Origin of the sequence: Stappia stellulata (assembly GCF_020176715.1) — a bacterium.
In the GTDB taxonomy this organism is placed as follows: domain Bacteria; phylum Pseudomonadota; class Alphaproteobacteria; order Rhizobiales; family Stappiaceae; genus Stappia.
Genome location: NZ_JAIVMF010000011.1, coordinates 69,489 through 84,026, shown reverse-complemented (window position 1 = coordinate 84,026; position 14,538 = coordinate 69,489). Strand labels below are relative to the sequence as shown.

Here is a 14,538-nt window from a genome sequence, read left to right as displayed (position 1 = left end):
GTTTTGGTCGATGCGCCGGTCGTGTTCAATGGCAAAGACCGCGCGCGCCCGCGCGATGTGTCAAAAGTGACCCAATCGGACAGGCTTCCGTTTGCGGGACGACGGGCAGGCCGTCGCCCCTCAGGCCTTTCCGCGAGGGGCGCGGTCAGGTGATGCGCGCGGCGACGCTCTTGGTCTTGCAGTAGCTCTTCAGGCCCTCCAGGCCCTTTTCGCGACCGAAGCCGGATTTCTTGTTGCCGCCGAAGGGCACCTCGATGCCGCCGGCGAAATACTCGTTGATGAACACCTGTCCTGCGTCGATGCGGCGGGCGAGCCGATGGGCGGTGCCAAGGTCGCTGGTATAGACGCCGGCGACCAGGCCGTACTGGCTGTCGTTGGCCAGCGCCAGGGCGTGATCGGCATCCTCCGCGCTTTGCACTGCAAGCACGGGCCCGAACACTTCCTCCTGCACAATCTCGTCGCGCGGGCTGAGCCTGGCGACGATGGTCGGCTCGTAGAACCAGCCCTTGCCGGTTTCCGGATCGGTCGTTGCCTTGCCGCCGGCCAGGATCTCCGCGCCCTGCTGGCGGGCCCGGGCGACGAACCCGGCGATCTTGTCGAGCTGTGCCGCGGAGTTCACCGGCCCGACATCGGGTCCCCGCAACCCATGGCCGAGCGACAGCGCCTTGGCGCGCGCGGCGAGGGCGGCGAGGAATTCGTCCTGGATCGGCCGCTCGATGATCAGCCGCGATCCGGCCGAGCAGATCTGCCCGGCGTTCTCGTAGATCGCGCCGAGAACGCCGGCGATTGCCTGGTCAAGGTCGCAATCCTTCAAAACCACCACCGGAGACTTGCCGCCGAGTTCCAGCACCACGCGGGTGATGTCGTCGGCCGCGGCCTTCATCACCTGGCGGCCCGTGGCGACGGAGCCGGTGAAGGTGATGTGGTCGATGCCCGGATGGCGCGTCAGCGGGGCGCCGGCCTCGGCGCCGGTTCCGGTAACGACATTGCACACGCCGTCCGGAAGACCTGCCTGCGACAGGATCTCGGCGAGCATCAGGGCGGTGAAGGGCGTCTGTTCCGCCGGCTTGGCGACGATCGCGCAGCCGGCGGCAAGGGCAGGGGCGAAACCACGCGCCGCCGTGGAGATCGGGAAGTTCCAGGGGATGATATGGGCGGTAACGCCGACCGGCTCATGGATGGAATAGGCGAGATAATCGGGGCCGAGCGGGAAGCTCTCGCCCTCCAGCTTGTCGCAGGCGCCGGCGTAATACTCGAAGGTGCGGGCCGCGCCGCGCACGTCGCCGCGCGCTTCCGCGATCGGCTTGCCGCTGTCGAGCGTTTCGGCAACGGCGAGCCTTTCGAGATTGTCCTGGATCAGCCGCGAGGCGCGCATCAGGATGCGGCCGCGCTCGACGGGGAGCGTGTCGCGCCAGACGGTTTCGAAGGCATGGCGGGCGCTTGCCACCGCGTCGTCGACATCCTCCGCCGTGCCGGCGGCAAATTCGGCAAAGGCCTCGCCCCGACCCGGATCGAAGCTTTCCATGCGCCGGTTGTGCGCGGGGCGGACAAATCCGCCGTTGATGAAATGGCCCTCCGGCAATCCGGCAAGCGTGCCCGTGCGCAGCGCCTCGGTCACGAGATCCGTCCCGGAAGTTTCGGTGGAAGTGGTCATGGTCACAAATCCTGGGTGCTGATCTTGTAGGTCGACCGGGCAAGCCATTCGGGATTGACCTCCACACCCCAGCCGGGGGCGTCGGTCACCGTGGCATGCCCGTCGTCAATGGCGTAGGGCGAGGAGACGAACAGGTCCTCCTGCCAGGGGTAGTAGTCCCGGCCCTCGATGGAAAACTCGAGGTATTTGCCGGCGTTGGGAATTGCGCGCAGCAGGTGCATGGTGAAAAGCGTGATCATCGACAGATTGGCCGCATGCGGCGTGCAGGGCAGGCCCGCCGCCTCCGCCATCCGTGCCACCTGCAGGGTGCGGACCATGCCGCCGAGATAGCAGATATCCGGCTGGATCACGTCGACCACGCGCTGGTCGATCATCCGCGCCCAGTCGACGAGCGAGCAATCCTGCTCGCCGCCGGTGACGTCGATGTCGAGCGCGTCCGTCACCTGTTTGGTCTGGTCGTAGTGCCAATAGGGGCAGGGCTCCTCATAGTGCGAGATGCCGTTGTCCTGAAGGAACCGGCCGACTTCGATTGCCTTCTGCGGCGAGTAGCAGGAGTTGGCGTCGACCAGAAGTGCGGTGTCGTCGGGAAAGGCCGCGCGCATCGTCGGCACGATTTCCTCGGTGCGCCCCGGCCATTCGTCCTGGTCGCGGCCGCATTCGGCGCCGATGCGGAACTTGAAGGCGGTAAAGCCGTGGGCGTCCTGCAGGCGTTTCAGCCGCTCCGCCTCGTCCTTCGGCGTGATGTCTCGTTTCATCGACGAGCCATAGGCACGCACACGGCCCGGCGTGCCGCCAAGGAGTTCGCACACCGGCTTGCCCTCGATCCGTCCGCGCAGGTCGAACAATGCGGTGTCGAGGCCGCCCATGGCGCGGCTGACATAGGCGCCCGGAAACTTGTGCTCCCGCTCGGGGATGATCTCCATCAGATGCGCGATGTCGAAGGCATCCTGGCCAAGGGCATGAGGAGCGACCTGGCGATGCAGCACCTCCGCCGTGATATCGGCGCAATAGGGGGCGACCTGCCCCCAGCCCTGCGTGCCGTTTTCCGCCGTGACCCGCACAAAGCAGACGAACTGCGTGGCGAAGGTCTCGATTGCCCTGATTCTCATTGGCGAAAATCCCGCTGCGCGGCCACGTCTCTCGGCCGCAGGTCCAACCATTCGCGCCAACCTACTCAGAATTGGTCTTGAATTAAGGTCCGTTTTGCGGAAGTTTCCATACCAATCTTGCGCGAGGGACCATGAAGCGCCACGCCGGAATGATGCTGTCCTCGATCCGGATCGACAAAACGTCGGACCGGCGCATTTCCGTGCAGCTCTACATGGCCTTGCGCGAGCTGCTCCTGTCGGGCGGGCTCGCGCCCGGGGACCGGCTGCCGGCAACGCGCACGCTGGCGCAGGAGATTGGCGTCTCCCGCACCACCGTGATCGATGCGGTCGACCGGCTGGTCTCGGAGGGACTTCTGGAGGCGCGCGTCGGGGCCGGCACCTTCGTCAGCGATGCGCTGAAGGGACGGGGCGAGACGCCGGGCGATGCGCCAATGGCGGCGCGCGGCGCGGCCGACCCGCGCCTGTCGCAGGCCGCCCGCACCGCGGCGCCGCAGTTCGCGCCGCGCAGCCGCCTGCCGCACAAGTCGATGGCCTTCACCACGGCGCTGCCCGCGCTCGATGCTTTTCCCATGGCGCAATGGGCGCGCCTGTCGGCCCGGCACTGGCGGGGCGGGCGCGATCATGTCACCGGCTACGGCGAGCCGTTCGGGTATCCCCGCCTGCGCGCGGCGATCGCCCGCCAGCTCAACGCCTCGCGCGGCATCGTCTGCGAGGCCGACCAGATCTTCATCGTCAACGGCGCACAGCAGGGGTTCTCGCTGATCAGCGCGATGCTGGTCGATCCGGGCGAAACGGTGTGGTTCGAGAATCCCGGCGCGATCGGCGCGCGCAATGCCTTCGTCGCGAATGGCGCGCGGCTCGCGCCGATCAGCGTCGATGCGGAAGGGCTGTGCGTGGACGAGGGGCTTGCCAAGGCGCCCGACTTCCGGCTGGCCTTCGTCACGCCCTCGCATCAGCAGCCGCTTGGCCACGTCATGAGCCTGGAGCGCCGGCTGGCACTGCTGCAGGCCGCGCATGACGCCGACGCGATGATCGTCGAGGACGATTACGACGGGGAATTCTACTATGGCGACCAGCCCCCGCCGACGCTGAAGAGCATTGATACCCGCGAGCGGGTGATCTACGTCGGCACGTTTTCCAAATCGCTGTTTCCAAGCCTGCGGCTGGGCTTCGTGCTTGCGCCGCGCGGTCTGGTCTCCGCCTGCGAGCGCATCTGGGAAGCCTGGCTCAGCGGCGCACCGACGGTCACCCAGGCGGTCGTCGCTGATTTCATGGACGAGGGGCTGTTTGCCACGCATATCCGCACCATGCGGCAGCTTTACCGGGAGCGGCACGACGCCCTGATAGAGGCCGCCGCATCGCTCAGCGGACGCATCGACGTGCAGCCAACGGCAAGCGGGTTTCACGCTGTCGGACTTTTGGCAGATGACTTGACGGAAGACGAGGTGGTATCGAGAGTAAGGGCGGACGGTGTCGTCATCTCGCCGCTTGGCCGCTACGCTCTTTCGTCACTCGCGCAAAAGGGAGTCGTTCTCGGGTTCGGCAGCGCCGGCGTGGAGGATATCCGAAAGGGAATTGCGGTTATTCGCAAGATTGTTTCACCGAAAGTGCGATTGGACTGATAAAATAACGGCAATGGATATATTTTGCAGTCCAATCGAGCCATAGACTTTTTCACGATGCTGTCATGACGGTCATGTCATTTCGATCGTGTCGATTGCGTTAAAGGGAGGAACTGATGCGCACCAAGACAACTATCGCCAGCCTGCTGGCCGCGACCATGCTGGTCGGCGCCGGCACCGCGCAGGCGGAAACCTTGCGGCTCCTGACCTGGGGCTCCTATGCGCCCGAGGAACTGGTGCAGAAATTCGAGGAAGAGTATCCCGACATCGACGTCGAGGTGACCTTCTCCAACAACGAGGAAATGATCGCCAAGCTGCGCGCCACCGGCGGGGCGGGCTTCGACCTCGCCCAGCCGAGCCACGACCGCATCTATGCCGCCCAGCTTGAATACGACATCTACAAGCCGCTCGACCTGTCGAAGATCGACACCGATGCGATGCAGCCGTCGCTTCTGGATGGCGTGAAGGCCAACACGACGATCGACGGCGAAGTCTATGCCGTGCCGCATCAGTGGGGCACCTCCGGCCTGATGGCCGACGTGACCAAGGCGCCCGACGTAAAGGGGTGGGACGATCTCTGCAATCCGGCCTACAAGGGCAAGACCTCGATGCGGCTGCGCCGCACGATCCTGCTCGGCACGGCCTTCTCCATGGGCGAGGACCCCTTTGCGGCCTATGCCGACCTCGACAAGTACCAGCAACTCCTCGACAAGGTTGCCGACAAGCTCATCGAGTGCAAGGACAACATCAAGGCCTACTGGAAGGGCGGCGACGACCTTTCGGCGATGATGCTCTCGGGTGAGATCGTGGCATCGGAGACGTGGGATTCCACCGCCTACAAGCTCTTCGACCAGAACAAGAACATCGTCTTCATTCCGCCGGAGACGGGGGCGCTTGCCTGGATCGACACCTTCGCGATCCCGCGCAAGGGCGAGGCCGACGATGCCGCCTACAAGTGGATCAACTTCGTGCTGCGGCCGGAAAACGTGACGATCATGTCCGCGAGCACCGGTGCCATTGCCTCGATCAAGGGCGCCAAGGAGCTGCTGCCGGAAGACAAGAAGGCTGCCGTCAACGCCGCCTTCACCGACGCGGACATCGACAACCTGAAGTTCTTCGCCAACATCCCTCCCGGCGTGGAGGACATGGAAGGCAAGACGCTTGAGAAGATCAAGGCGGCGACCGGCGGCTGATTGCCGCGCAAGCCGACCCTGAACCTTGCGGGGCCGCGCGCGCGCTCGAGACGCGTGCGCGGCCCCGCCCAGGCTTGTGACCTTCACAGGGTGACGCCTCGACCCGGCTCGGGACATCGGGGCTCCTCGATGGTGCCGGCGTGCTCTTGCCCGCCGCCGCTTGTCCGCATGTTTTTCAGTTGGCGTACTTCATGACCGAAACCCCGGCCTACGATCTTGAGTGCCACGGCATTTCCAAGTCCTTCGGATCCGTTCGCGCGGTGAAGGACGTGTCCTTCAACATTCCAAGCGGCTCGTTCTTCTCCATTCTCGGGCCGTCCGGCTGTGGCAAGACCACCTTGATGCGCATGATCGCCGGTTTCGAGGAACCGAGCGGCGGGGACATCCGCATCAAGGGCAAGTCGGTGCTCGGCACGCCGCCCAACCGGCGCAACGTCAAGATGGTGTTCCAGCATCTGGCGCTGTTCCCGATGATGAATGTCTACGAGAACATCGCCTACGGCCTGCGCTGCCGCGGGGCGAGCAACGACGAGATCAAGCGCCGCGTGCAGGATGTGCTGGAGCGCATCGCGCTGCCCGACGTCGGCGGCCGCGAAATTCACCAGCTTTCGGGCGGACAGAAGCAGCGCATCGCGATTGCCCGCTGCATGGTGCTCGACCCCGACGTGCTCCTGCTCGACGAACCGCTCGGCGCGCTCGACCTGAAGCTGCGCGAGGCGATGAAGATCGAGCTGAAGCTGCTGCAGCACCAGTTCAACACCACCTTCATCTACATCACCCACGACCAGTCGGAAGCGCTGGTGATGTCCGATCACGTCGCGATCATGAACGACGGCAACTTCGAGCAGATCGGCACGCCGCAGGCGCTTTATCACCGGCCGAACACGGCCTTCGTCGCGGGCTTCGTCGGCGACAGCAACCGCTGGTCCGGCAAGGTGACGGCGAGCGACGGCACGGGCGGCACGGTGGAGACGGCGCAAGGCCTGACCATGCAGTTCACCGCCGGCGGCGGCTTGCGCATCGGCAAGGGCGAGGCTGTCGAGATCTTCGTGCGGCCGGAGTTCATCAACACGGTGCGGGCAGCCGATGCGGCCGCCGCGCCGGGCGACAACCACATGGACGGCGTTGTCGACAGCCTGTTGTTCAACGGCGCCAACAGCCGCGTGCTGGTGCGCAGCCAGACGGGCGAACTGATCGAGGCCGACGTGACGCTGACCGGCGACGGCGACCTGGCGCCGGGCGAGGCGGTGCGTCTGTCCTGGTCGGCGCAGCACGCCATGTGCTTTCCGCGAAGCGGGGATGCGTGATGGTGCAGAAGGATGTCCGCCGGCTGACGCTGATCCTGCTCTTCGCGCCCTTCGCGATGTGGATCGCGCTGCTGATCATCGTGCCGCATATCGGCATGGTCGCGCTGTCGCTGCGCGAGAAGGTGGCGCCGCGCGTCTATGAGTTCGGTCTCGGCAACTATATCGATTTCATAAACGAGCCGATCTACTGGAACACGCTGCTGCGCACCGGATCGATGTCGCTGCTGGTGACGGCGCTGGCGCTGCTGATCGGCTTTCCGATCGCCTATTACATCGCCAAGATCGCCGGAAACCGCACGCGCGGCGCGCTGTTCCTGTTGTGCCTGATCCCGCTGTGGGTGAGCGACCTGATCCGCGCCTTCGGCTGGATCCTGCTTCTGCGCGAGACCGGCGTGATTTCAACCTTCCTGCAGTGGTCGGGGCTGGTCTCGGGGCCGATCGAATTCCTCTACAACGACGTGACCGTGATCATCGGTCTCGTCTACACGGTGATCCTTTTCATGATCGTGCCGCTGGTCTCGACGCTCGACGGCATGGACGACAGCCTGGTGGAGGCCGGCTACAACCTCGGCGGCAGCGGCTTCACCGTGCTCAGGCGCATCATCGTGCCCTATGCGATGCCGGGCATCGTCTCGGGCTGCATCGTCGTCTTCATGCTGACGGCCGGGTCCTATCTGACGCCGATCCTGCTCGGCGGCAAGAACTCCAGTTGGTTCACGGAGCAGATCTACGACCAGTTCATCACCCGCTTCAATTGGGAATCGGGCGCTGCCTTCGGCTTCCTGCTGCTTGCCTTCACCTCCACGGTGATCTGGCTCGGGCTGAAGCTCAGCGGCCAGACCCTCGCCAACACCGTCGCCAAGAGCTGAGGAGGAGGAGCACGATGGCCAGATCCGCACCCGCGCCCTTCGTCTGGGGCTACCGCGCCTACGTCCTGGCGTTTTTCCTATTCCTCGCCGCCCCGCTGGTGGCAGCCGGCACCTTTGCATTCAACGACAGCCTGTTTCCTGCACTCCCTTGGCAGGGCTTCACGCTCGACTGGTTCTTCAACGATACAGAACCCAAGCTCGGGATGTTCCACGACCGGCGGCTGCTGCGCGGGCTGTATTACTCCTTCGTAATCGCGCTCATGGTCTCGGTGTTGTCGGTCTTCGTCGGCACGACGAACGCCTTCCTCTTCGTGCGCGGGCAGTTTCCCTTCAAGAACGCGCTCTACATCGTGATGGTGATCCCGCTGGTCATTCCCGGCGTGATCCTCGGCATCTCCATCCTGGTGATCGCCAGCAACATGGCCAACTACTTCGACCGCAGTCTGGGGATCGATCTCGATTTCCTGCGACCGGGCATCTTTCTCGTGGTGCTTGGCCAGTTCTCCTTCATCACCACGATCACCTCGCTGGTGATTACCGCGCGGCTGAAGAAGTTCGACGCGACGATGGAGGAGGCTGCGCTGAACCTGGGGGCGGGCCGCGCACGGGTGCTGCGCACCATCACGCTGCCGTTCCTGCGTCCGGCGATGATCGCCGCCGGAATCGTCGCCTTCCTCGTCTCCTTCGAGAATTTCAACACCACGCTGTTTCTCGTCGGTTCCGAGGCGCCGTTGACAATCACCATGTATGACCGCATGGCCAAGGTCGGGTCCACGCCGGTGCTCAATGCCGTGTCCTTCGTCCTGATGGTCGGCTCGGGGCTCCTGGCGCTGGTCTCGATCGCTGTCCAGCGCGACAAGAGCGTTCGGTAGGGTTCCCATGTCGGACTTTGATTTCGTGGTCGTTGGCGCGGGGTCTGCCGGCGCGACCCTTGCCGCGCGCCTCAGCGAGAGCGGACGATATTCCGTCTGCCTGCTGGAGGCGGGCGGATCGGACCTGAATTTCTGGATCTGGATGCCGATCGGCTATGGCAAGGCGTTCTACAACGCCTCCATCAACTGGATGTACAGGACCGAGCCGGACCCCGGCCTCGCCAACCGCTCCGGCTACTGGCCGCGCGGCAAGGTGCTGGGCGGCTCCAGCTCGATCAATGCCATGGTCTATATCCGTGGCCAGCACGCGGATTTCGACGACTGGAAGGCAATGGGCAATCCCGGCTGGGGCTGGGACGACGTACTGCCCTTCTTCAAGCGCGCCGAAACCAACGACGCCGGCGGCGACGACTTCAGGGGTGGCGACGGTCCCTTGCATGTGGCGACCATGCGCCGGGATCTCCATCCCTTGTGCGATGTGTTCCTGGAAGCCGGAGAACAGGCGGGCTTTGCGCGCAATGTTGACTTCAACGGTGCCGACCAGGAGGGGGTGGGCGTCTATCAGAACACCGCCAAGGGCGGTTTTCGCATGTCGACGGCGCGCGCCTATCTGGCGCCGGCCCGCCGGCGGGCGAACCTGAAGATCGTCACCCGCGCTCACACCACCCGCATCCTGATGGAAGGAAAGCGCGCGGTTGGCATCGCTTACCGGCAAGGCGGCGCGGAAAAGATCGTGCGCGCCCGCCGCGAGGTGATCCTGAGTGCCGGTGCGGTGAATTCTCCGCAGATCCTGATGCTGTCCGGTATCGGACCGGCGGCGCATTTGCGGGCCAAGGGGATCGAGGTTCTGGAGGACCGGCCGGGCGTTGGCCAGAACCTGCAGGACCACCTGGGGCTCGACTATCTCTATCGCTCGAAGGTGCCGACCCTCAACAACCAGCTCTATCCCTGGTGGGCCAAGCTCCTGCAGGGCATGCGCTATGTCGCGACAAGGCGCGGGCCGCTGTCGCTCGGCGTCAACCAGGCCGGCGGTTTCGTGAGAAGTAATCCGGATGCGCCGCGTCCGAACATGCAGCTCTATTTTTCGCCGGTGAGCTACACGAAAGCGCCCAAGGGCAAGCGCCCGCTGATGAACCCGGATCCGTTTCCCGGTTTCCTGCTCGGCATGCAGCCGACCCGCCCGACGAGCCGGGGTCATATCTGCTTGCGCAGCGCCGACCCGTTTGCCGCACCGCAAATCCATCCCAATTCGCTCAGCACCAGTCAGGACCTGACCGAGATGGTCGAGGGGTGCAAGCTGCTGCGAAAGATCGCGGCGACGCCCGCCATGCAGGCCGTGATCGACGCGGAGATCGTGCCCGGTCCGCTGGTGCAGGACGACGAGGAGATGCTGGAGGATGTGCGCAACCGCTGCTCCACCGTGTTTCATCCGGTGAGCACCTGCCGCATGGGGCCGGATCCGGAGATCGATGTCGTCGATGCAAGGCTTCGGGTCTACGGGGTGGACGCCTTGCGCGTCGTCGATGCCTCGATCTTTCCGACCGTGACCTCCGGAAACACCAATGCCCCGGCGATCATGGTCGGCGAAAAGGGCGCGGACCTGATCCTCGCCGATCATTCGAACGCCTGAGAAAGGCCGTCATGCGTGCCACCGACCTGTTCACCGAGGATTTTTCCGCAATGCCCTACTGGCAAGGCGCCACGCCACAGCCGGTTGTTCCGCCGGTGGACCTTCCGGGGGAGGCCGATGTGGTCATCGTCGGCGCAGGCTACACCGGCCTCAGTGCCGCGCTGCAGACGGCGCGCGCGGGCCTGTCGACGCTTGTGCTCGATGCACAGCAGCCAGGCTGGGGATGCAGCACCCGCAACGGCGGACAGGTTTCCACCTCCATCAAGCCGTCCTTCGCCGCCCTGACGCGCCGCTATGGCGAGGCACTTGCCCGCGAGTTGCTGGAAGAGGGACAGGCCTCGCTCGACTACATGCATGCGCTTGTCTCTGAGGAAAAGCTCGACTGCGATCTCAGGACGGTCGGCCGGTTCCACGGGGCGCACAAGCCGCATCTCTACGACGCGCTTGTGCGCGAATGCGCTTCCGGCCACCCGGTCTGGGACACGGGCGCCTATGCGGTTCCCAAGGCGGAGATGGCAAGCGAGCTCGGCACCGACGCCTATCATGGCGGGGTGGTCTATCCGCATCATGCCTCGATTGATGTCGGCAAGTATCATCCCGCCGTGCTTCGGCGCGTGTGCGAGGCCGGCGCGCTGGTGAAGGGGCATTGCGCGGTGACCGCGCTGTCGCGCGTTGGCGCTGGCTTTGAAGTTGCAACCGCGCAAGGACCGGTGCGGGCCGGCAAGGTGATCCTGGCGACGAACGGCTATTCGGGACCGCTCTCGCCCTGGCACCGCCGTCGTATCATCCCCATCGGCTCCTATGTCATCGCGACGGAGGAGATCCCGCGCGCGGTGATGGATACGATCATGCCGACGGACAGGGTGCTCTCCGACACCCGCAAGCTCGTCTATTACTACCGTCCCTCGCCGGACCGCAAACGGGTGCTCTTCGGCGGACGGGTGTCGCTGAGCGAGACCGATCCGCGCAAGAGCGCGGTGAAGCTGCACCGCGACCTCGTACAGCTGTTCCCGGAACTGAAAGCGACCCGTGTCAGCCAGTCCTGGATGGGGTTCGTCGGCTATACGTTCGACACGATGGCCCATTGCGGCGAGGATCGCGGCCTGTTTCATGCCATGGGCTTTTGCGGGTCGGGCGTCGGCATGGCGAGCTATCTTGGCATGCGGACAGGCCGGGCGGCCGCCGGTCTTGACCGGGAGCGCTCCGCCTTTTCGCGGATCTCCTTTCCCACGCGACCGCTTTATGCCGGAAATCCCTGGTTCCTGGCGCCGTCGGTGCTTGTCTATCGGCTGCGCGACCGGATCGGCATCTGAGGAGTGCCGGGCGCGCGCCCGTGCATCTGTTTGCCGGGTAGTGATCGTCAGGGGGTGCGGCGGTCAGGCGAGGGTTGTACACAGGAGCGGGGGGCAAACGGGCGCGACCGACTCGCACTCCCGGCGATACGTGCCGCAAGCCCTGGTGGGAGACTGTATGCAATGAATGACGACGCGCACGTCGCCTGGCTTTGCGACGCGTCCGACCGCTGGACCAACTGGCTGCTGGGCTCGGCGATGCCGCTGTGGAGCGGGCTTGGCGTCGATCCCGCCAACGGCGGCTTTGTGGAAGAGATTGACTTTGGCGGTGCACCGGGTCTGACGGTTCCCCGGCGCAGTCGTGTCCAGCCGCGGCAGATCTATTCGGTGATTGAAGCCGGCAGGCTTGGCTGGCCGGGAGACTGGCCGGCAATCGCGGGCCGGGCCCTGGACTGGTATCTCGACTGCTTCCGGTTGCCCGACGGGACATTCGCCGACCTGGTTGCTCCCGACGGAACGCTTCTTGAGGGGCGTTTCGACCTCTACAATCAGGCCTTCGCGCTTTTCGGGCTGGCGCATGCAGCCGCAGCGCTGCCTGGACGGCGCGCGGAGCTTGAGGCGGTCGCGCTCACGCTTCTCGACAGGCTCGAGACGCACTACCGGCATCCGGACGCGGGGTTTGAGGAGAGCCGGCCGCCAAGCCTGCCGTTGCGCGCCAATCCGCATATGCATCTGCTTGAAGCCGCACTCGCCTGGGAGGAGATCTCCGAGGACACCGCGTGGAGCAGGATCGCCGACGAGATCATGGAGCTTGCGCTTGCCCGCTTCATCGATCCGCAGACCGGGGCGTTGAGGGAGTTTTTCGCAAGTGACTGGCACCCCATGCCTGGCGACAGCGGACGCCAGGTCGAGCCGGGACATCAGTTCGAATGGGCCTGGCTCGCGCTTTTGTGGTCGCGGAGGCGCGGGCGTGCGGATGCCGCGATCGCCGCCCGTCGCCTGTTCGCCATTGGCGAGACATGGGGCATTTGCCCCCGGCGAAAGGTTGCGGTTCTGGAGCTGAATGACGATTTTTCGGCGCGCGCGCCCGTCGCCAGGCTTTGGGTGCAGGCCGAATGGATCAAGGCGGCGCTGGCGCTCGCCCATGCGTCCGCCGGGCCGGAGCGGCTGCACTATTTCGCCTCCGCCCGGCAGGCCGTTTCGGCGCTGGAGATGTTTCTGGTGGACGACCCGGCCGGGCTGTGGCGTGACAAGCTGGGCGACGACGGTCGGTTCGTCGCGGAGCCCGCACCGGCAAGCTCATTCTACCACATTGTTTGTGCGGTATCGGAGTTGGCCAAGGCCAGCGGGTCCTACCAGGCTGCCAAGAACAAATAGAATTCCTGCGGCTCTCTGGTCGCCCGTCAGTCATGTGTCTGTTCGGATGGCCTCGTTTGCTATATAGCAGCGGTGGATGACGGGTCGTTCATTGGGTGCCGGAACAGATGTGGTTAATGAATTTTCCATTTTTTAAACAAAAAGTTGTTGAATGAACCCTCGAGACGCATCTTGTCGACTCTCTGACGGTGACGGAGCCAATGTCTGAAAAATCCGACGTGAAGCTTGCTGCGCCCGAAAAGAGCAAGGCTGTCAATTCACAACCAAAGACTGAGGACGCTGCTTCCGAGACGGCCAAACAGGTCAAGGAGCAGAAAGAGCCTCGGGTTATTCCGCTGCGCATTGATCGCGCCGCGGCAGCGATCGTGCGCAAGACCGATCTGAACATGCGGCCGCGTCAGTGGCGGCGGTTGCTTCTGAAGCTGTCTTTCGCTCTGTGTGTGCTTCTGCCCGGACTTTTGGGCGCTTTGTATTTCTTCGTGATTGCGTCGGATCGTTATGCGGCCAGCGCGAGTTTTTCTGTTCGCAGCATGGATGCGACGCCGGCCGGAGGCGACTTTCTTGGCGCCATCGCGGGTCTGTCGAGCGTCGGAACCACGACGACGGATTCCTTTATCCTTCTCGAGTACCTGAAAAGCCGCGAACTAATCGAGAAGGTTCAAAGCGAATTTGATCTGCGATCGGCCTTCAGCAATAGCAATATCGACTTTCTCTACCGGCTGGATGCGGATGCTCCCATCGAGGATGTGGTGAGCTATTGGGGGTCGATGATCACGGCGTCCTACGAAAACACCTCGTCGATCCTGACCTTTGAGGTACAGGCGTTCACCGCAGAAGATGCAGAAGCGATCGCGAGCCTGATCGTCAAATATTCCCAGGAACTGATCAACAAGCTGTCGGAAAGCGCAAGACAGGATGCCGTTCGGTTCGCGCAAAAGGAAGTGGCGACAGCCGAAGTCAGGCTGAAGGTCATCCGGGAAGAGATGCGCAAATTCCGCTCGTCCTCGCGTGCGGTTGATCCGGCGGCCTCCGCGGCGGCCCAGCTTCAACTTGTGACCGGAATAGAATCACAATTGATCGAACTCAGGGCGCGGCTCGGAACGCTTCTGGCGTCGCTCGACGAGGACGCGTTGCCGGTTGTGCAGATCCGCAAGCAGATTGCCTCCCTCGAGAAGCAGATGATCGAGAGGCAGACGGAAGTGAATGGCGAGGGGCAAGACGCCAGCCGGATCGGCCGGGGCTTGTCCAGCTTGCTCTCCGACTATGAAAAGCTGCAAGTCGACATGGAGTTCGGACAGAAGAGCTATGCCGCTGCGCTGTCCTCTCTGGAGCGGGCCCGCGCCGAAGCGGACCGTCAGCAGCGCTTTTTGGCGGTATTCGTTTCGCCCGGTATCCCGCAGACGGCGATCTATCCCTATCGATTCATCGGTGCCACGCTGACGTTCGTCATCGCGCTGATCCTGTGGTCCATCGGTGTGCTTATCGCCTATTCCGTCAGGGACAGCATGCGCTAGCGCTGTCCTCACAGGCTGTTTTGGGGCGTTCAGCCTGAAGGACATGCCAAGCGGAAGACGAGGGTGCGTGAAGCGCAGGCGATGGCGCGGGAGCGTGGT

Annotated in this window: 11 protein-coding genes; 9 read left to right on the top strand and 2 right to left on the bottom strand. The window is 64.3% G+C overall.

Annotated features, from left to right (window positions below):
• Nucleotides 1-145 precede the first annotated feature (145 nt).
• Entirely contained in the window at nucleotides 146-1,654 is a 1,509-nt protein-coding gene (locus LC092_RS13945; RefSeq protein WP_224807388.1) for an aldehyde dehydrogenase family protein, read from the bottom strand.
• Nucleotides 1,655-1,656: 2 nt separating this feature from the next.
• Nucleotides 1,657-2,763, bottom strand: a complete 1,107-nt coding sequence (locus tag LC092_RS13940; RefSeq protein ID WP_224807386.1) for a mandelate racemase/muconate lactonizing enzyme family protein — start codon at nucleotides 2,761-2,763, stop codon at nucleotides 1,657-1,659.
• Between the two features lie 131 nt (nucleotides 2,764-2,894).
• Here LC092_RS13940 and LC092_RS13935 point away from each other — a divergent pair, with 131 nt between their 5' ends.
• From LC092_RS13935 to LC092_RS13895, 9 genes are all read left to right on the top strand, one after another.
• The gene (locus LC092_RS13935; RefSeq protein ID WP_224807385.1) at nucleotides 2,895-4,385 is read left to right on the top strand and encodes a PLP-dependent aminotransferase family protein; all 1,491 of its coding nucleotides are present in this window, start codon (nucleotides 2,895-2,897) and stop codon (nucleotides 4,383-4,385) included.
• A 116-nt stretch (nucleotides 4,386-4,501) separates the two neighbouring features.
• Nucleotides 4,502-5,578 (top strand): extracellular solute-binding protein, encoded by a 1,077-nt coding sequence (locus tag LC092_RS13930; protein ID WP_224807383.1) that lies wholly within the window; start codon nucleotides 4,502-4,504, stop codon nucleotides 5,576-5,578.
• A 191-nt stretch (nucleotides 5,579-5,769) separates the two neighbouring features.
• Nucleotides 5,770-6,885 (top strand): ABC transporter ATP-binding protein, encoded by a 1,116-nt coding sequence (locus LC092_RS13925; protein WP_224807381.1) that lies wholly within the window; start codon nucleotides 5,770-5,772, stop codon nucleotides 6,883-6,885.
• Nucleotides 6,885-7,754 carry an ABC transporter permease gene (locus tag LC092_RS13920; RefSeq protein WP_224807379.1) on the top strand — a complete coding sequence of 290 codons (870 nt, stop codon included), beginning with the start codon at nucleotides 6,885-6,887 and terminating at the stop codon, nucleotides 7,752-7,754. The genes LC092_RS13925 and LC092_RS13920 overlap by 1 nt, the downstream gene beginning before the upstream one ends.
• 14 nt (nucleotides 7,755-7,768) lie before the next feature.
• Nucleotides 7,769-8,626, top strand: a complete 858-nt coding sequence (locus LC092_RS13915) for an ABC transporter permease (protein ID WP_224807377.1) — start codon at nucleotides 7,769-7,771, stop codon at nucleotides 8,624-8,626.
• Between the two features lie 7 nt (nucleotides 8,627-8,633).
• A complete protein-coding gene (locus LC092_RS13910; protein WP_224807375.1) occupies nucleotides 8,634-10,256 on the top strand; it encodes a GMC family oxidoreductase in 1,623 nt (540 codons plus the stop codon).
• A gap of 11 nt (nucleotides 10,257-10,267) precedes the next feature.
• The gene (locus LC092_RS13905) at nucleotides 10,268-11,569 is read left to right on the top strand and encodes an NAD(P)/FAD-dependent oxidoreductase (RefSeq protein WP_224807367.1); all 1,302 of its coding nucleotides are present in this window, start codon (nucleotides 10,268-10,270) and stop codon (nucleotides 11,567-11,569) included.
• Between the two features lie 162 nt (nucleotides 11,570-11,731).
• On the top strand, nucleotides 11,732-12,925 hold the full coding sequence (locus LC092_RS13900) for an AGE family epimerase/isomerase (RefSeq protein ID WP_224807365.1): 1,194 nt from the start codon (nucleotides 11,732-11,734) through the stop codon (nucleotides 12,923-12,925).
• A 200-nt stretch (nucleotides 12,926-13,125) separates the two neighbouring features.
• On the top strand, nucleotides 13,126-14,439 hold the full coding sequence (locus tag LC092_RS13895; protein ID WP_224807363.1) for a lipopolysaccharide biosynthesis protein: 1,314 nt from the start codon (nucleotides 13,126-13,128) through the stop codon (nucleotides 14,437-14,439).
• The last annotated feature ends 99 nt before the right edge of the window (nucleotides 14,440-14,538 follow it).